The 16,905-nt window shown below is 67.9% G+C and carries 13 protein-coding genes and 2 pseudogenes; 12 read left to right on the plus strand and 3 right to left on the minus strand.

Translation table 11 applies throughout. The features are described from left to right. From CH341_RS01950 to CH341_RS01980, 7 genes and pseudogenes are all read left to right on the plus strand, one after another. Positions 1 to 517 (plus strand): oxidoreductase C-terminal domain-containing protein (locus CH341_RS01950; protein ID WP_281021327.1); only part of this gene is annotated, 517 nt, incomplete at its 5' end. A gap of 134 nt (positions 518 to 651) precedes the next feature. Then, complete coding sequence (locus tag CH341_RS01955) at positions 652 to 1,842, plus strand: ABC transporter substrate-binding protein (protein ID WP_111417350.1); 1,191 nt, start codon at positions 652 to 654, stop codon at positions 1,840 to 1,842. Between the two features lie 89 nt (positions 1,843 to 1,931). After that, positions 1,932 to 2,780: a branched-chain amino acid ABC transporter permease gene (locus tag CH341_RS01960; protein ID WP_111417351.1), complete on the plus strand. Its 849-nt coding sequence runs from the start codon at positions 1,932 to 1,934 to the stop codon at positions 2,778 to 2,780. A gap of 8 nt (positions 2,781 to 2,788) precedes the next feature. Beyond that, a complete protein-coding gene (locus CH341_RS01965) occupies positions 2,789 to 3,841 on the plus strand; it encodes a branched-chain amino acid ABC transporter permease (RefSeq protein ID WP_111417352.1) in 1,053 nt (350 codons plus the stop codon). Continuing rightward, the gene (locus CH341_RS01970; RefSeq protein WP_111417353.1) at positions 3,838 to 4,596 is read left to right on the plus strand and encodes an ABC transporter ATP-binding protein; all 759 of its coding nucleotides are present in this window, start codon (positions 3,838 to 3,840) and stop codon (positions 4,594 to 4,596) included. Before CH341_RS01965 ends, CH341_RS01970 begins: the two co-directional genes overlap by 4 nt. Beyond that, positions 4,589 to 5,348 (plus strand): annotated as a pseudogene (locus CH341_RS01975) (ABC transporter ATP-binding protein). The gene CH341_RS01970 and the pseudogene CH341_RS01975 overlap by 8 nt, the downstream one beginning before the upstream one ends. 14 nt (positions 5,349 to 5,362) lie before the next feature. Beyond that, positions 5,363 to 5,926 (plus strand): annotated as a pseudogene (locus tag CH341_RS01980) (hemerythrin domain-containing protein); the annotation flags it as partial. Positions 5,927 to 5,978: 52 nt separating this feature from the next. Here CH341_RS01980 and CH341_RS01985 read toward each other — a convergent pair. Beyond that, on the minus strand, positions 5,979 to 6,581 hold the full coding sequence (locus tag CH341_RS01985; protein ID WP_245430825.1) for a protein NO VEIN domain-containing protein: 603 nt from the start codon (positions 6,579 to 6,581) through the stop codon (positions 5,979 to 5,981). A 418-nt stretch (positions 6,582 to 6,999) separates the two neighbouring features. Between CH341_RS01985 and CH341_RS01990 the strand changes: the two genes are divergently transcribed. From CH341_RS01990 to CH341_RS02010, 5 genes are all read left to right on the plus strand, one after another. Further along, entirely contained in the window at positions 7,000 to 8,241 is a 1,242-nt protein-coding gene (locus CH341_RS01990) for a hypothetical protein (RefSeq protein ID WP_111417355.1), read from the plus strand. Beyond that, complete coding sequence (locus CH341_RS33555; protein ID WP_146604342.1) at positions 8,238 to 8,918, plus strand: hypothetical protein; 681 nt, start codon at positions 8,238 to 8,240, stop codon at positions 8,916 to 8,918. The genes CH341_RS01990 and CH341_RS33555 overlap by 4 nt, the downstream gene beginning before the upstream one ends. A 110-nt stretch (positions 8,919 to 9,028) precedes the next feature. After that, on the plus strand, positions 9,029 to 9,709 hold the full coding sequence (locus CH341_RS33560; RefSeq protein WP_146604343.1) for a hypothetical protein: 681 nt from the start codon (positions 9,029 to 9,031) through the stop codon (positions 9,707 to 9,709). Positions 9,710 to 9,819: 110 nt separating this feature from the next. Then, positions 9,820 to 10,500 (plus strand): hypothetical protein, encoded by a 681-nt coding sequence (locus tag CH341_RS33565; RefSeq protein WP_146604344.1) that lies wholly within the window; start codon positions 9,820 to 9,822, stop codon positions 10,498 to 10,500. A gap of 363 nt (positions 10,501 to 10,863) precedes the next feature. Then, positions 10,864 to 12,075 carry a GTP-binding protein gene (locus CH341_RS02010; RefSeq protein ID WP_111417359.1) on the plus strand — a complete coding sequence of 404 codons (1,212 nt, stop codon included), beginning with the start codon at positions 10,864 to 10,866 and terminating at the stop codon, positions 12,073 to 12,075. Positions 12,076 to 12,103: 28 nt separating this feature from the next. Here CH341_RS02010 and CH341_RS02015 read toward each other — a convergent pair whose 3' ends face one another. Both CH341_RS02015 and CH341_RS02020 read right to left on the minus strand, forming a co-directional pair. Beyond that, positions 12,104 to 15,259, minus strand: a complete 3,156-nt coding sequence (locus CH341_RS02015; protein WP_111417360.1) for an efflux RND transporter permease subunit — start codon at positions 15,257 to 15,259, stop codon at positions 12,104 to 12,106. A 26-nt stretch (positions 15,260 to 15,285) separates the two neighbouring features. Then, positions 15,286 to 16,386, minus strand: a complete 1,101-nt coding sequence (locus tag CH341_RS02020) for an efflux RND transporter periplasmic adaptor subunit (protein WP_245430826.1) — start codon at positions 16,384 to 16,386, stop codon at positions 15,286 to 15,288. Positions 16,387 to 16,905 lie beyond the last annotated feature (519 nt).

Here is a 16,905-nt window from a genome sequence, read left to right on the forward strand (position 1 = left end):
AACCGCGGCTGGACGTCGTCGTGATGGCTCGACAGAAGCAGGTCCGGCGGATCGGCGTCTGGTCGACCCGCACGGGCTCACCAGCGACCCCGCGATCGCCGCCGCCGGCGACTGCGCGCGCCATCCCAATATCTGGGCCGCGACGCCGGGCGCCCCGACCCTTCTCGAATCCGTGCAGAACGCCCATGATCAGGCGCGCGTGGCGGCCGCCGCACTCGTCGGCCGACCGATCGTGCACGATGCCGTCCCGTGGTTCTGGTCGGATCAGTACGACACGCGGATCCAGATGGCGGGGCTTTCGCATCCCGACGACGACATCGTGCTGCGCGGCGATCCGGCGGCCGGCAGGTTCTCGCTCCTGCATCTGCGCGACGGCCGGCTCGCCGCGGTGGATTCGGTCGGCTGGCCGCAGGATCACATGGCGGCACGGCGATTGCTTATCGGTCGCCCGGCGATCGATCCCGAGCGCGCCCGCCGTCACGACGGAGGTCTCGCCGATCTGTGTCGGATCGGGTGAAACGGCGCGAGCCGAACCTAGAGAGCGGCGACAGCCGCCGATGCGAGGAAGACGCATTCGGGAGACACTGAGCGGTACCACCCCACGTCGCCACCCCCGCGGGTGCGGGCCTTCGAACGGGAGTCTCGACCTTGATGAAGTTCAGCCTGATCGCCGGCACCATGCCGGCCGCCGTCGCTGCGGCGATCACGATCGCCGCCACCACGGTCGCACCGGCCGCCGAGCCGCCGATCAAGATCGGCGTGATCGCCTCCTATTCGGGCCCCTATGCCGATTACGGCCGGCAGTTCGACGACGGCATCGCGCTGTGGCTCTCCGAGCACGGCGGCAAGCTCGCCGGCCGTCCCGTCGAGATCATCAAGAAGGACGCGCCCGGCGCGCAGCCCGACCTCGCCAAGCGGCTGGCCCAGGAGCTGGTGGTGAAGGACAAGGTGAACTTCTTCGCCGGGCTCGACTTCAGCCCCAACGCTTTCGCGGTCGGTGCCGTCGCCAAGGAGGCGAAGATTCCGGCGATCGTGATGAACGCCTCCTCCTCGGCCATCCCCACCCAGTCGCCCTTCGTGGCGCGCGTGTCCTTCACGGTCCAGCAGGTGTCGGACCCGATGGCGCGCTGGGCCGTGAAGAACGGCATCACCAAGGTCTACACGGTCGTCTCCGATTACGGCCCGGGCGCCGATTCAGAGACCGCCTTCGAGAAGGCGTTCACGGCCGCCGGCGGCACCGTGGTCGGCAAGGTGCGCACGCCGCTCTCCAACCCGGACTTCTCCGCCTACGTCCAGCGCATCAAGGACGAGAAGCCGCAGGCCGTGTTCTTCTTCTTTCCGTCCGGCGTGCTGCCGCCCGCCTTCCTGAAGGCCGCCAAGGAGCGCGGCCTCGAGGAGGCCGGCATCAAGCTGATCGCCACCGGCGAGGCGACCGACGACAGCTATCTCGAGGCGACCGGCGACGTCGCGCTCGGCCTGATCACGTCGCACCATTACTCCTACGGACACGACTCCGCGAAGAACAAGGCGTTCATCGAGGGCATCTACCGCGTCTCCGGCAAGAAGCTGCGGCCGAGCTACTTCGCGGTCGCCGCCTATGACGGGATGCAGGCGCTCGACCTCGCGCTCGCCAAGACCGGCGGCAGCCTCGACGGCACCAAGGTCATGGAGGCGCTCAAAGGCCTCTCCTTCGAGAGCCCGCGCGGCCCGATCGAGATCGACGCGGCGACCCGCGACATCGTCCAGACCGTCTACATCCGCAAGACCGAGAAGGTGAACGGCGAGCTGGTCAATGTCGAGTTCGACAAGTTCGAGAAGGTGAAGGATCCTGCCAAGCAGTAGAGCGCGCGGATGCGACACGGCCCGGCGCCTCGCCCTGCGAGCGAAGCGCCGGGCGGCACGGACGCCGTACTGACCGGCAGGAGACCGCCATGACCGTCGTGTTCGACGGAATAGCCTCGGGCATGCTGTTGTTCCTGATCGCCGTCGGCCTGTCGGTCACGCTCGGCCTCATGAACTTCGTCAACCTCGCCCACGGTGTCTTCGCCATGCTGGGCGGCTATGTCTGCGTGGTGGCGACGGGACGCTACGGCGTGCCGTTCCTGCTCGCCGTGCCGCTCGCCGCGCTCGCCGCCGCGGCGGCCGGCGCCGTGCTGGAGCGCACGCTGTTCCGCCGTCTCTACGGCGCGACCCAGCTCGACCAAGTGCTGTTCACCATCGGCGTCGTGTTCGTGGCGATGGCGGCGGCGCGCTGGGGGTTCGGGCCACAGCAGCAGCCGATCCGCCTGCCCTCCTGGCTGCAGGGTCAGGTGACGATCGCCGGCGTGGATATCGGCCTCTATCGCGCCTTCCTGGTCGTCCTCGGCCTTCTCGTCGCCTTCGGCCTGCACCGAACAATCGGCGTCACCCGGTTCGGCGCGCGGCTGCGTGCCGCGGTCGACAAGCCCGCCGTCGCGCGCGGCATGGGCATCGACGTCGACCGCGTCTTCGTGATCACGTTCGCGATCGGCTCCGGCCTCGCCGGTCTCGGCGGCGCCGTCGGGGTCGAGCTGCTCGGCCTCGATCCGAGCTTCCCGCTGCGCTACCTGGTCTACTTCCTGATCGTCGTCGCGGTCGGCGGCAGCGGCAGCATCGGCGGCTCGCTCCTCGCCGCGGTCCTGATCGGCGTCTGCGACGTCGCCGGAAAATATTGGGTGCCGCAGGTCGGCGCCTTCATCATCTACACCGTGATGGTGGTGATGCTGATCGTTCGGCCGCAGGGCCTGTTCGGGACGCGATGAGGCCGCCGATGGACAGCCGATCGCCGGACAGCCTGTCGCCAGGGCCCGACGCAGCCGCCGCGACACCCGCGCCAGCGACGGTCGATCTCGCGCCGCTGCGCCGCGCGGCGCGGCCGCGCTGGCCGGAGCTCGCCGTCTGGCTGCTGCCGGTCGCCGCCTGGTTCCTGCTCCCGGAGGATTTGGCGCTGCTCACCCAGATCGCCATCATGGCGATCTTCGCGCTGTCGCTCGACTTGGTGCTCGGCTATGCCGGCATCGTCACGCTCGGCCACGCCGCCTTCTTCGGCGTCGGCGCCTATGCGGCCGGGCTCCTGGCGGCGAAGCTCGGCATCGGCGATCCGCTGCTCGGGCTTCTGTTCGCCGCCGCGGTCGCGGCGCTCGCGGGTCTCGTCACGGCGCCGACCGTGCTGCGCGGCACCGGCCTGACCCGGCTGATGGTGACGATCGGCATCGGCATGATGCTGTTCGAGGCCGCCAACAAGGCGACCGACCTCACGGGCGGCGTCGACGGGCTGCAGGGCATCGAGATGACACCGATCCTCGGCCTGTGGAGCTTCGACCTGTGGGGCAAGACCGCCTATGTCTACGCGGTCGTCGTCCTGCTCGTGCTGTTCCTGATCGCCCGACGGATCGTGCACAGCCCGTTCGGCCTCTCGCTGCGTGCGCTCCACATGAACCCGGCCCGCATGCCGGCGCTCGGCGTCTCGGTCGACGCACGGCTCGCCGCCGCCTGGGTGCTCGGCGCCACCTATGCCGGCATCGCCGGAGCGCTGCTCACCCAGACGACCCAGTTCGTCTCCATCGACGTGCTCGGCTTCGAGCGTTCGGCCGAGATTCTGCTGATCCTGGTGCTGGGCGGCGCCGGGCGGCTCTACGGCGCGCTGATCGGGACGATCGTGTTCGTCACGCTCCACCACGTGCTCGCCGGCATCGACCCCGAATACTGGCAGATGTGGATCGGCCTGGTGCTGATCGGCATCGTGCTGTTCGCCCGCAACGGCATCATGGGCGCGATCGACCCGTTCGAGCGCCTTCTCGCGCGCAAGAAGACCGAGCCATGACCGCGCCGGCCCTCCACACCCGCAACCTGGTGAAGACCTTCGGCGGCTTCACGGCGACCGACGACGTCTCGCTGACGCTGGCGCCCGGCGCCCGGCATGCGCTGATCGGGCCGAACGGCGCCGGCAAGACCACGCTGGTCAATCTGCTCACCGGCGTGCTGGCGCCGACGGCCGGCGCCGTGTTCCTGGCCGGCGAGGACGTGACCGGCCTCGGCCAGCACCGGCGCGTCCGCCGCGGCCTCGCGCGGACGTTCCAGATCAACCGGCTGTTCGCCGATCTCACCGTGCTGGAGAGCGTCGCGCTCGCGGTCGGCGAGCGGCGCGGCGTCGGCTGGCGCGTCTGGTCACCGGTCGGCGCCCAGGGCGAGGTGCTGGACGAGGCGGCCCGGCTGATCGAGACGCTGCGTCTCGCCGACGTCGCCCATCGCCGCACCCGCGATCTCGCCTACGGCCGCCAGCGGCTGATCGAGATCGCGCTGGCGCTCGCCGTGCGGCCGCGCGTGCTGCTGCTCGACGAGCCGGCCGCCGGCGTGCCCACCCGCGAGAGCCGCGCCCTGTTCGAGACGCTGGCGGAGCTGCCGCGCGACATGACGATCCTGCTGATCGAGCACGACATGGACCTGGTGTTCCGCTTCGCCGAGCGCATCTCGGTGCTGGTCTCCGGCGCCGTGCTGCTGGAGGACACGCCCGACGTGGTGGCGACCCATCCGCTCGTCCGCGAGGTCTATCTGGGCGAGGCGACCCACCATGCCTGACAGGCTGCTGGAGGTCGAAGGCCTGGTCGCCGGCCACGGCGACGCCGTCGTGCTGGAGGACGTCTCCTTCACGCTCGCCCGCGGCCAGGCGATGGCGCTGCTCGGCCGCAACGGCATGGGCAAGACGACGCTGCTCGCCACCCTGATGGGACTGACGACGGTGCACGGCGGCGCGATGCGCTTCGCCGGCCGCGATCTTGCGGCGATGCCGACCCACCGCCGGGCGCTGGCCGGTCTCGGCTGGGTGCCGCAGGAGCGCGAGATCTTCCCCTCGCTCACCGTCGAGGAGAACCTCACCGCCGTCGCGGTCGGCGGCCGCTGGACGCTTGAGCGCATCTGGACCATGTTCCCGCGGCTGAAGGAGCGGCGCGCCAACATGGGCGGGCAGCTCTCCGGCGGCGAGCAGCAGATGCTGGCGATCGCCCGTGCCCTGATGCTCGATCCGGTCCTGCTCCTGCTCGACGAGCCGATGGAGGGTGCTGGCGCCGCTGATCGTCCAGGAGCTGTTCCGCATCATCCGCCGGATGACCGAGACCGGCGACCTCGCCGTGATCCTGGTCGAGCAGCACGCCCATCAGATCCTGCCGCTCACCGACCGCGCCCTGGTGCTGGAGCGCGGCCGCGCCGTCTATTCCGGCGACAGCCGCACGCTGATCGACGACCCGCAGCGGCTCGACGGCTGGCTCGGCGCCACTGGCGGAGGGCCGCGCGGCGGGACCACGGCGGCGCTCGTCGCGAGGGGGGAGGCATGAAGGCGATCGACATCATCCGCGACGAGCACCGGGCGCTCGCCGCGGTGCTGCGGGCGATGGAGTTCACGGTGGCGGGCGTGCGGGCCGGCCGCTTCGCGCCGGACTTCCGGCTGTTCGCCATGCTGGTCGACTACATCGTCCGGGTGCCGGAGGAGAGCCATCATCCGAAGGAGGACGAGGTGCTGTTCCCGCTGGTGCGGGCCGCCTGCCCGGAGGTCGAGCCGATCCTCGACGAGTTGGAGGCGCAGCACCAGGCGGGCGAGGCGCACATCCAGGAGCTCGGCATGGCGCTGATCCACTGGCAGGCCGTCGGCGATCCCGGCTTCGCGCGCTTCGCCGCGGTGGTCGGGCGCTACCTGTCCTTCGAATGGGCCCATATCGAGCTGGAGGAGAGCCGCCTCCTGCCGCTGCTCGAGGCGCGCCTCGCCCCGGCCGCCCGCGCCGCCGTCGACGCCGCCTTCGCGGCCAACGCCGACCCCTGGCGCGGCCGCGACGGCGAGTTCGACGCCCTGTTCTCCGCCATCGTCGCCGCCACCCCCGCCCCGATGGGCCTCGGGGGGCCGGCCGGACGGGGGTGAGGGGTTGGTCGCTCCCGAGATGAACCCGGCCAGTGTTCGCCTGACCTGGATGTCAGCGCGGAACCGCGTCGAACCCGGCCTCGAACGAGGTGGCGGTCAGGCTCACATGGGCGTCGAGCGGCGGGCGCAGCTCGAACGCCCGCGGATCGCGCGAGAAGTTCCAGAGCCGGAGAAGGCACCATTCGGTGCGCCGCTCCTCGGCCACGGCCAGCTCGTTGCGGGTGATGTGGAACGGCGTGCGCTCCCATCCGTTCGTCGTCTTCACCTCGATCAGGCGCGGACGTCCGTCCGGCGCGAAGCTGGCGATGTCGTAGCCCGCTCCGTCGCCGTCTTCCTGTGACACCCAGCGGACCCGACGCGCCAGATCGTGGCGCCCGAGCGTGGCCAGGCTGGCCCGCTCGTGGTCGAGCACGCGCTCCTCGCCGGCCTTGCCGAGCGCGGCGTTGCGCTCGTCGCGGCCGGCCACGTCGAACTTGCGGGCGATGTGGAGGATCTGCTCCAGCTCCTCCGGCGGGGGCCGATCGCGGAGCGTCGGGGTCGGCCCGATCCAGAGCGGGGCCGGCTCGCGCAGTCCGGACGCCGCGCCGTCGGGCAGCCGGTGGAGCCATCCCGGATGGCGCGCCAGCCACCGCACGATCCCTTCGACCAGCGACATCTGGAAATTTGAAGGCGGGCTTGTAGCCCGGGATCCACGCTTCCCCGAGCCCCTTGAGCACCGCGCTGATGTTCTGGTGCTTGTATTCGATAGAGGTGCGGGAGCGGCCGATCCGGGCCTGCAGGCCGCGATTGCGCTCGGCCTTGTTGTAGCCGCGCCCGGCGATCTCCTCGGCCAGCATCGCGAAATAATCCGCGACGATCAGCTCGTTTTCCTCGTCCGTCCAGGGCCCCGCCGGCATGGAACTAGGCTATCGCCGCGAACGCTGACTGTCATCCGGCGTTGCTGTCATGGCGGTGGATGGGGGCAGGCGCGAATGCAGCAGGGAGGGTCCGCGTCAATTCTGAAGGAATATATTCCTTGACGAGCTAGGGCTTCACGCTTAGGAATATTGTCATGATCAACCGAGGCACGGATCATGACCACCCCTCGCGACCTCACCGACCAGATCCTCCGGTACAAGTCACTGGTCGCCGCCGAGAAGGTATTGTTGGGGTTGGCGGAACTGCTGCCCCCTGGCCCGCGTCGACGCGCCGAGTGGCTCAGGATCAAATCGAACTTGGCGTTCCGGCGGGTTCAACTCGCCCTCGTCGAGCACATCGCCGCCGAACAGAAGGCCGGGTTCAATCCGGACCAGCCGCGTGTCCCGGCCGGCCGTCCCGATGGGGGGCAGTGGACGAGTGGCGAACGTGACGACGGGTCGCGTCCGGAGGACGGAGAGCCGAGCAGCGGCCCCGGCCGGAGTGCACTCCAGGTCGTTCGCGACGACACCGGGCAGCAGCCGTGGGAATCCCACGTCGACCTGTATCGGGAGGACGGCTCGCTCGCCGCGCAGGCGGTCTTCAACCGCGACGGCAGTGCGATCCGATCGGAGTTTGCGTCCCCGCGCGACGGGTCTCTTTGGGACGAGCGCCATACCGTCATCGCGGCCGACGGGACCGCGACGACGTTCCAGACCTCCGGTGCGACCCAGAGCATCCTCGACGGCACCGGCCAGGTCGAAAGCCGGACTGCCTGGACCAGCGACGGTCCGGAGGCGCAGGCCTTCGTTCAACCTGCGTATTACGTCCCGGTCCCCCATCCGGCCGCCGCAGCGGTCGAAGCGGCGTTGGTGCTGTACACGTGGATGTCGACTCGCAATTCGACGTCCGAGACCGCGGTTATCGGATTTCGTGCCGGCGCCTTTGCCCCGGGAGAAGACAGGGACAGCACGGCGATCTGGGTGGGAAAGCTGACCAGAGACGAAGTCGACGACGCTTGCCCAAGGCATTCGGAGGTTCAGAGCATCACGGACCAGTCGGCCGAGGCAATCGACCGTGGCGCCTATCCGAGCGCGGCGCAATATGGGACGGCCGTTCACCTGCGGATCAAGCGAGAGATCAACGGGCCCGATACCAGTCCGCCGAGTGCGCCACGAGACCCAAACTTCAGGGCAGAGTTGTCCTTGCTCAAATCGGAGATCGAGGATTACGGCGTACGGGGGACGAAGCGGATCGATGTCTATGAGAACCCAGGCACTGGGACTGTCTGCATCTACGATATCAAGACGGGTCGGGGTGGACTCAGCAAAGCCCGCATGATCGAATTGGCGAGTTCGGTACAGTACTATTACCCGGGAACCGAGAAGATCATTGTCACCCAGGTCAAGCCGCGTAGATGACGACCGCAGCGCAGACAAAAAAGATCGTCAATCCGCTGCTCCAGCGACATGCGGATCTCGCGCTCGTCGCTCGTTGGATCTTTTTGAAGCCCATTCGGCATATTGCACGTGCTGTCCTGATCGGCAGGACGGCTTACGCCGACGAGATCGAACCTCAATGGGCTGTGATTCATTTGTTTCAAGCTCGTCGCACGTTCTCACTCGACTGGAGTGAGTTCGTTGTGAACAGACGCTCTCACCGTCCCGGACTTTGGCTGATGTCTCAGCCGCATATCCAGGACGCTCTGATCGAAGCAATCGATGAGCAGGCGCTCCCGAGGCTCCGATCGGTGACGTCGATCGAAGACTATTTTGCATTCGTGTCCGGGCACACGTTTCGCCACAAGCTTTTCGACTGGCCGGACGTCAAGATCATCGTCGATGTCGCACGCGGTGACCTCGCCGCAGCACGTGCGCTTCGCGATGCCAATATCGACAGATGGCGTGACAATCCCGCACACGACGATGAGAGCCGTGCGCGATATCGGCGCGTCCGCCAGCTGTGCGCCCGCCTCGACGCCGACGACCGGCCGGGCCTCGCGGCCCTGCTGCACGAATGGGAGGCGATCACCGTCAGGAATTTGAAGATCGAGAGGCTGTGGGAGCCGACGCCGTTTCCGCTGGAGCTGGAAGCGTGAGGGCCGTGCCGGCGCGCCGCGCCCGGGACACGAGACCTCCTTTGCGGCAACGTCCAATTCTATTATCATGGAACCCCGAGCATCATCGTGACAGAGGTGCGACCACGGCGATGACGACGATCGCTCAGGTGAGGACGCTCGTACGGCCACTACTCGATCGCCATGCGGATCTCGGCCTCGCAGGGCGGTGGATCTACGTGAAGCCCGTCCATCATCTTGCGCGCGTCGTGCTGATCGATCGTCAACTCGATCCGAACAAGTTCAGGCCGCGATGGGCCGTTTGCCATCTATTCGAAGCACGACGTTTCCTTCCGCTCGACTGGGGCGAGCTGCTCCTCAACGAGCGATCGGAAACACCCGGGTCCTGGAAAGTGACAGACGCCGACTTGGCCCTTGCAATGACCGAGGCCATCGAGACGCATGCCTTGCCGGTGCTGCGGGGGATCGTCTCGTTGGACGACTATCTCACGTTCGTCTCCGGACACTATTTCCGCCACCACTTGTTCGACTGGCCGGACGTCAAGATCATCGTCGACGTCGCACTCGGCAATCTCGACGCCGCGCGTGCGCTCCGCGATGCCTATATCGACAGATGGGGTGACAATCCCGCACACGACGATGAAAGCCGTGCGCAATATCGGCGTGTCCGCGAGCTGTGCGCCCGGCTCGAGGCCGACGACCGGCCGGGCCTCGCGGCTCTGCTGCACGAATGGGAGGCGATCACCGTCAGGAATTTGAAGATCGAGAGGCTGTGGGAGCCGACGCCGTTTCCGCTGGAGCTGGAAGCGTGAGGGCCGTGCCGGCGCGCCGCGCCCGGGACACGAGACCTCCTTTGCGGCAACGTCCAATTCTATTATCATGGAACCCCGAGCATCATCGTGACAGAGGTGCGACCACGGCGATGACGACGATCGCTCAGGTGAGGACGCTCGTACGGCCACTACTCGATCGCCATGCGGATCTCGGCCTCGCAGGGCGGTGGATCTACGTGAAGCCCGTCCATCATCTTGCGCGCGTCGTGCTGATCGATCGTCAACTCGATCCGAACAAGTTCAGGCCGCGATGGGCCGTTTGCCATCTATTCGAAGCACGACGTTTCCTTCCGCTCGACTGGGGCGAGCTGCTCCTCAACGAGCGATCGGAAACACCCGGGTCCTGGAAAGTGACAGACGCCGACTTGGCCCTTGCAATGACCGAGGCCATCGAGACGCATGCCTTGCCGGTGCTGCGGAGGATCGTCTCGTTGGACGATTATCTCGCGTTCGTCTCCAGGCACTATTTCCGCCATAAGCTCTTCGACTGGCCTCATGTCAAAATCGTCATTGAAGTCGCGCTCGGTAATCTCGACGCCGCGCGCGCCCTCCGCGATGAGAATGTGGATCGATTTAGAGACGATCCGGCTTACGACGAAGAGGGGCGAGCAAAGTACCAGCGCATCCGCGAGCTGTGCGCCCGGCTCGAGGCCGACGACCGGTCGGGCCTGGCGGCCCTGCTGCACGAATGGGAGGCGATCACCGTCAAGAATTTGAAAATCGAGACGCTGTGGGAGCCGACGCCGTTTCCGCCGGAACTGGAGGCATGACGCCTCGCCGCCGCGCCGCGCCCGGGACACGAGACCTCCTCGGCCCGCGGATTCGTTCCCGCTCTGCTGCGCGACCGGGAGACCGGATTCGCATGTCATCACGACGATGCCGCCGAGATTCAGGTCTTCTCCGGACTGTAGCGTCCGGCCGGCCCCGTGGCGCTTCGCGCCGGGTTTCCGTGTCGTAGGAGACATGGCCGAACAGATGGCCGCTGGATGACGGCGACCGCCTCCGCCCCGCGTCGCCAGTCCGACCCCGGTCGTTGACCCGAGATCGTCGCCCTCGGCGGACACAGCGGGCGCTTGTCTCCGGGAGCCATCTGCGCTACAAAATGCTATAATATAACGTTACGTCAGGTTCCCATGACCGACACCCGCCTGCCCGTCACCGTCCTGTCCGGCTTTCTCGGGGCCGGAAAGACGACGCTGCTCAATCACGTGCTCAACAATCGCGAGGGCCGCCGGGTGGCGGTCATCGTCAACGACATGTCCGAGGTGAACATCGACGCCGACCTGGTCCGCGAGGGGACCTCGCTGAGCCGGGCCGAGGAGAAGCTCGTCGAGCTGACCAACGGCTGCATCTGCTGCACGCTGCGCGACGATCTTCTGCGCGAGGTCCGGCGGCTCTCGGCGGAGGGGCGCTTCGACCACCTGCTGATCGAGAGCACCGGCGTCTCCGAGCCGCTGCCCGTGGCGGCGACCTTCGAGTTCCGGGACGAGACGGGCGAGAGCCTCTCCGACGTCGCCCGGCTCGACACCATGGTCACGGTGGTCGACACGGTCCATCTGCTCAAGGACTATTCCTCGACCGACTTCCTGTCCGACCGCGGCGAGACCGCCGGCGAGGACGACGAGCGCACGCTGGTGAACCTGCTGGTCGAGCAGATCGAGTTCGCCGACATGGTGCTGCTGAACAAGGTGTCCGACGCGACGCCGGCGCAGCGCGAGGCCGCGCAAAACATCGTCCGGGCCCTGAACCCCGACGCGCGGTTGATCGAGGCGGACCACGGGCGCGTCGCGCCCGCGGCGATCTTCGACACCGGCCTGTTCGACTTCACTCGCGCCCACCAGCACCCGCTGTGGTTCAAGGAGCTCTACGGCCATGCCGAGCACGTCCCCGAGGACGCCGAATACGGCATCACCAGCTTCGTCTGGCGCGCCCGCCGGCCGCTCGTTCCGGAGCGGTTCGACGAGTTCCTGCAGACACCGCTGCCGGGCGTGATCCGCGCCAAGGGTCATTTCTGGCTCGCCACCCGGCCCGACTGGGCCGGCGAGTTCAGCCTCGCCGGCGCGATGGTCGCGACCCGCGGCCTGGGACTCTGGTGGGCGGCAGTGCCGCGCAAGCACTGGCCGGCGGACGACGAGACGCAGGCCCGGATGCGGGACAAGATGGACCCGGTCTTCGGCGACCGCCGCCAGGAGCTGGTGTTCATCGGCACGCTCGGCACCATGAACCGCACCCGGATTTCGGCGATGCTCGACCGCTGCCTCGTCGAGACCGAGACCTTCTCGCCGGACACCTGGGCGACGCTGCCCGACCCGTTCCCCGCCTGGGGAATCCGAAAGGCCGCCTGACGACGCGGCCTTCGGGTCTGCGACCGCGTCAGGCGACCGAGCGGTTCTCGGACGGCACGGCGGCTCGCGCGACGCGGCGCGTGTCGAGCCGGTGCAGCACCGTGAAGAACGGCGGCACGAACAGCACTGCGAGGACCGTGGAGGCGAGCATGCCGCTCACCACGGCGACGCCGAGCGACACGCGGGCGCCGGCGCCGGCCCCCGAGGCGAACACCAGCGGCAGCATGCCGAAGATGAAGGCGAACGACGTCATCAGGATCGGGCGGAAGCGGAGCCGCGCCGCCTCGACGGCGGCCGCCGCCGGCTCCAGGCCGCCGGCGCATTTTTCGCGAGCATACTCCACGATCAGGATGGCGTTCTTGGCGGCGAGTGCGATGAGCAGGACGATGCCGATCTGGGTGTAGAGATCATTCGGCAAACCCGAGATCTGCAGCGCCGCCACGGTACCGAGCAGCGTCAGCGGCACCGCGAGAATGACGGCCAGCGGCTGTAGCCAGCTTTCGTATTGCCCGGCCAGGACGAAATAGACCAGCAGCAGCGCCACGGCGAACACATAGTAGATTTGGTTGCCGACCACGGCTTCCTGATAGGACATGCCGGTCCACGCCGTGCCCATCGACGGCGGCAGCGATGCCGCGGCGATCTGGCTCATCAGCGTCATCGACTCGCCGGAGCTGAATCCGGCCGCCGGGCTGCCGACCACGGTCGCGGCGGGATACAGGTTGTAGAGGGTGATCAAGGGCGGCCCCACCTCGTCGATGAAGCGCGCCACCGTACCGAGCGGCACCATCTGGCCGCCCGCGCCCTTGACCTTCAGCTTCAGCACGTCGTCCGGCTGCAGTCGGAAGGCGGCCTCGGCCTGCACATAGACCTGGAAGACGTTGTTGAACTTGGTGAACTGGTTGACGTAGGTGGAGCCGAAATAGGACTCGAGCGCCGAGAACACCTGTCCGACCGAGAGCCCCAGCGTCTCGGCCTTGACCCGGTCGACCACCAGCCGGAGCTGCTTCACCTTGCTCTTGAACGTCGAGGCGACGTGGGCGACGCCCGTCTGGGTCGCGGCGTTGGCGGCGAGCTGCTCGGCGGCGTTCTGGAGCGCGACGAAGTCGGAGCTGCCGTCCTTCATCTCCACCATCATGGTGAAGCCGCTGCTGTTGCCGACGCCCTGGATCGGCGGCGGCATCAGGATCTGCGCCGTCGCCGTGTCGATCCCCTCCAGCGCCGTGCGCAGCCGCGCCGCGATGCTCTCGATGCTCAGCTCCCGGGACGTGCGCTTGCTCCAGTCCTCCAGCACCACGTAGAGCATGCCGGTGTTGTAGAGCGTCGCATTGTTGTCCAGCGGCGAGATTCCCGACACCCCGATCGCGCTCTCGACGCCCGGCGTCTTCCGGACCACCTCCACGGCCTGCGCCACGGCCCGCTCGGTGCGCGCCGCCGAGGCGGCGTCCGGCAGGTTGACGGCGATGATGAGATAGCCCTGGTCCTCGCTCGGCAGGAAGCCGGTGGGCACCGACGAGATGCCGTAGAAGGACAGGCCGATCAAGGCGAGCCCCGCCACCGTGGTCGGGACGGCGAACGCCACCAGACGGCGCACCAGCGCCGCATAGACGGTCTCGCAGCGCCCGTAGACCGCGTTGAACGCCCGGAAGAAGACGTTGCGCTGCTCGGGCGGCACCGACTTGCGCAGCCACAGCGCGCATTGCGTCGGCTTCAACGTCGCCGCGTTGACGGCCGAGATGACGGCCGTGGCGGCGATCACGAGGGCGAACTGCTGATACATCTTGCCGGTCAGCCCCGGCAGGGTGGCGGCCGGCAGGAACACCGCCATCAAGACCAGCGTGATGCCGATGATCGGGCCGAACAGCTCCGACATCGCCTTGACGGCCGCCTCGCGGCTCGACAGCCCGTCCTCCATGTGGCGGGCCACGCCTTCCACGATGACGATCGCATCGTCGACGACGATGCCGATGGCGAGCACCAGGGCGAACAGGCTCGTCGTGTTGATCGTGTAGCCCAGCAACGCCATGGCGGCGAAGGCACCGATGATGGTGACCGGAACCGTGGTCGCCGGCACCAGCATGGCGCGCCAGTCCTGGAGGAAGACCAGGATGACGGCCAGCACCAGCGCGGCCGCGATGAGCAGCGTCTCGTAGACCTCGTCGATCGAGGCGGTGACGAACTTGGTGCTGTCGAAGGAGACCTTGTAGTCGAGGCCGGGCGGGAACGACTTCGCCAGCTCCTTCATCTTGGCGCCGACGCTCTCGGCGACCGTCAGTGCATTGGCGCCGGAGAGCTGCGAGATGGCGATCGCGGCCGACGGCTTGCCGTCGAGGGTTGCGGTGTGGCCATAGGAGGCGGCCCCGAGCTCGACCCGGCCGATGTCGCGGATGCGGACGATCCTGCCGCCGCCCGACTGGATCACCTTGACGACGATGTCCTGAAAGTCCTTGGCGTCGTCGAAGCGCCCGGTGACGTTGAGCACGTACTGGAAGTTCACCTGGGACGGGGTCGGCGGCGCGCCGACGAGACCGGCCGTCACCTCGGTGCTCTGCTGCTGGATGGCGGAGGTGACGTCGCTCGGGGTGAGGCCGTAGGCCTGCATCCGCTCCGGATCGAGCCAGATGCGCATGGCGTAGGAGCCCGAGCCCAGCACCGAGACGTCGCCGACCCCGGGCAGGCGGGCCAGCTCGTTCTCGATGCTGATCTTCGCGTAATTGGCCAGGAACAGGTTGTCGTAGCGGCCGTCCGCCGAGTACAGGTTCACGAACTGCAGGATCGCCGTCGACTTCTTCTTGACGTTCAGTCCCTGGGTGGAGACCGCACTCGGCAGCTGGGCGGTGGCCAGCGAGACACGGTTCTGCACCAGCACCTGGGCCATGTCGGGATCGGTGCCGATGTCGAAGGTGACGACCAGGCTGTAGCTGCCGTCGCTGGCGCTGGTCGACTGCATGTAGATCATGCCCTCGACGCCGTTGACCTGCTGCTCGATGGGAAGCGCCACCGTGTCCATCACGGTGCGGGCGCTGGCGCCCGGATAGGTCGCCGTCACCGAGACGGTGGGCGGCACCACGTCGGGATACTGCGAAACCGGCAGCGACATCTGGGCCAGCGCGCCGACCAGGACGATCAGAAACGCCAGCGTGTTGGACAGCACCGGCCGTTCGATGAAGAAGCGCGAGAACATGGCACAGCCTCGTGGCGACCGGTGGGTCAGGGCTTGGTCTTGTCGAGGCTGGTCGCGGATCCGGACGCCGCGGTGGCGGGCTTCGCCGCATCGGGCGCCGCCGCCATGGCCCCCACAACCGGGGTCACGGTGTTGCCGGCGACGGCGCGCTGGACCGCGCCGATGACCACCTTGTCGCCCGCCGCGAGTCCCTTGGTGACGACGCGCAGCTGGCCCTCGACCGGTCCGGTGGTCACCGGCCGCTGCTCGACCACGTTGTTGTTCCCGACCACCATCACGTAGCTGCCGGTCTGGTTCGACATCACGGCGGTGTCGTCGACCAGCAGGGCCTCGTCGATCTTACCGATCGGCACCCGCACGCGAACGAACAGCCCGGGCACGAGATTCACAGCCTTGTTCTCCAGCACGGCACGCATCTGCAGCGTCCCGGTCGCGGCGTCGAGCTGTGGGGCGATGTAGTCGATCCTGCCGGCGTACTGGAAGGCCGTGTCGGCCGACAGGGCGACCGTGATGGGCAGAGTCTGCTCCTCCTCGCGCAGGGACCGCAGCGTCTTGCCCTGCCGGGCGAGCGAATCGCGCAGGTCGATCTGCTGCTGCTCGGAGAGATTGAAGTAGACGTAGATCGGGTCGACCTGGAGGATGGTCGCGAGCTTGGTGGGGCCGGACGATCCGACCAGGGCGCCCACATCGGCCAGATGCCGCGTCACCACGCCGTCCGACGGCGCCTGCACGGTGGCATAGGCGAGCGACGTCTCGGCGAGCTTCAGGTTGGCCTCGCTCGCCGCGACCAGGGCGTTCGCCGTGTCCAGATTGGTGCGGGCGTCGTCCACGCTGCGCTGGCTGGTGACCTCGCGCTGCCCGAGGGTGGACTGCCGGTCGAACTCCCGCTGGGCGTTCGCCTGCTTGGCCTTGGCGCTGTCGAGCTGCGCCTTCTGCAGATCCACCTGGGCCTGATACTGGTCCTTCTCGATCTGGAACAGGACCCGGCCCTTCCGCACCGCCTCGCCGTCCCGGTACCCGATGGACTCGAGAAAGCCCTGCACGCGCGCCTCGAGATCGACCGAGGAGACCGGCGCGGTGTTGCCGGTGAACTCGGCATGGAGCGTCACCGGCATGACGGTCGGCATGGCGATAGTCACCTTGGCGGGCGGCGGCGCCGCGTATTGGTTTCTCTCGTTACAACCGGAAACAATCAGTGCCGCACCGAGAATGCATGCGACGACCTTCAGCCTGCCGGCCTTCGAAGACACTTCGGCGTGCACTTGAACCACCCCACCGTCATCCGCCCGCAGCGCTCGCTGTGGGCTCCTGCCCGAACCAGATCATGCCGACGAGGTCATCGAAGCTATCTTAATACCGCACCTCTTGTCACCGAGACCGACCCGCGTTCGCGCATTTATTGCTGGGCGCCGACTCGCCTCCGAACCGCGGCGCGACGACGCGGAGCCTGCTTACTCAGGGTAGACGCCGCGCCCGCGGGATCGCCGACCGTCGGATTCTCGGCAGCAGGAACGCATCGGGCGCCCCGCCCCGATCACCGGCGCAGTGACGACGTCGCGGCACGCGCTCCTTCCGCTTTCACGAACGACGTTCCAGCGCCCTCGACCGAGGTCGAGCAAGCGAGCCGCGCGAGCCGCTACACCGAT

Source organism: Rhodoplanes roseus (assembly GCF_003258865.1).
GTDB classification, from domain to species: Bacteria; Pseudomonadota; Alphaproteobacteria; order Rhizobiales; family Xanthobacteraceae; genus Rhodoplanes; species Rhodoplanes roseus.

Coding starts and splice junctions, on each gene's coding strand:
- CH341_RS33565 (WP_146604344.1), top strand. CDS start 9,820: ATGACGACGATCGCTCAGGTGAGGACGCTCGTACGGCCACTACTCGAT.
- CH341_RS33560 (WP_146604343.1), top strand. CDS start 9,029: ATGACGACGATCGCTCAGGTGAGGACGCTCGTACGGCCACTACTCGAT.
- CH341_RS01955 (WP_111417350.1), top strand. CDS start 652: ATGAAGTTCAGCCTGATCGCCGGCACCATGCCGGCCGCCGTCGCTGCG.
- CH341_RS02010 (WP_111417359.1), top strand. CDS start 10,864: ATGACCGACACCCGCCTGCCCGTCACCGTCCTGTCCGGCTTTCTCGGG.
- CH341_RS33555 (WP_146604342.1), top strand. CDS start 8,238: ATGACGACCGCAGCGCAGACAAAAAAGATCGTCAATCCGCTGCTCCAG.
- CH341_RS01965 (WP_111417352.1), top strand. CDS start 2,789: ATGGACAGCCGATCGCCGGACAGCCTGTCGCCAGGGCCCGACGCAGCC.
- CH341_RS01970 (WP_111417353.1), top strand. CDS start 3,838: ATGACCGCGCCGGCCCTCCACACCCGCAACCTGGTGAAGACCTTCGGC.
- CH341_RS01990 (WP_111417355.1), top strand. CDS start 7,000: ATGACCACCCCTCGCGACCTCACCGACCAGATCCTCCGGTACAAGTCA.
- CH341_RS02015 (WP_111417360.1), bottom strand. CDS start 15,259: ATGTTCTCGCGCTTCTTCATCGAACGGCCGGTGCTGTCCAACACGCTG.
- CH341_RS02020 (WP_245430826.1), bottom strand. CDS start 16,386: ATGCCGACCGTCATGCCGGTGACGCTCCATGCCGAGTTCACCGGCAAC.
- CH341_RS01985 (WP_245430825.1), bottom strand. CDS start 6,581: ATGTCGCTGGTCGAAGGGATCGTGCGGTGGCTGGCGCGCCATCCGGGA.
- CH341_RS01960 (WP_111417351.1), top strand. CDS start 1,932: ATGACCGTCGTGTTCGACGGAATAGCCTCGGGCATGCTGTTGTTCCTG.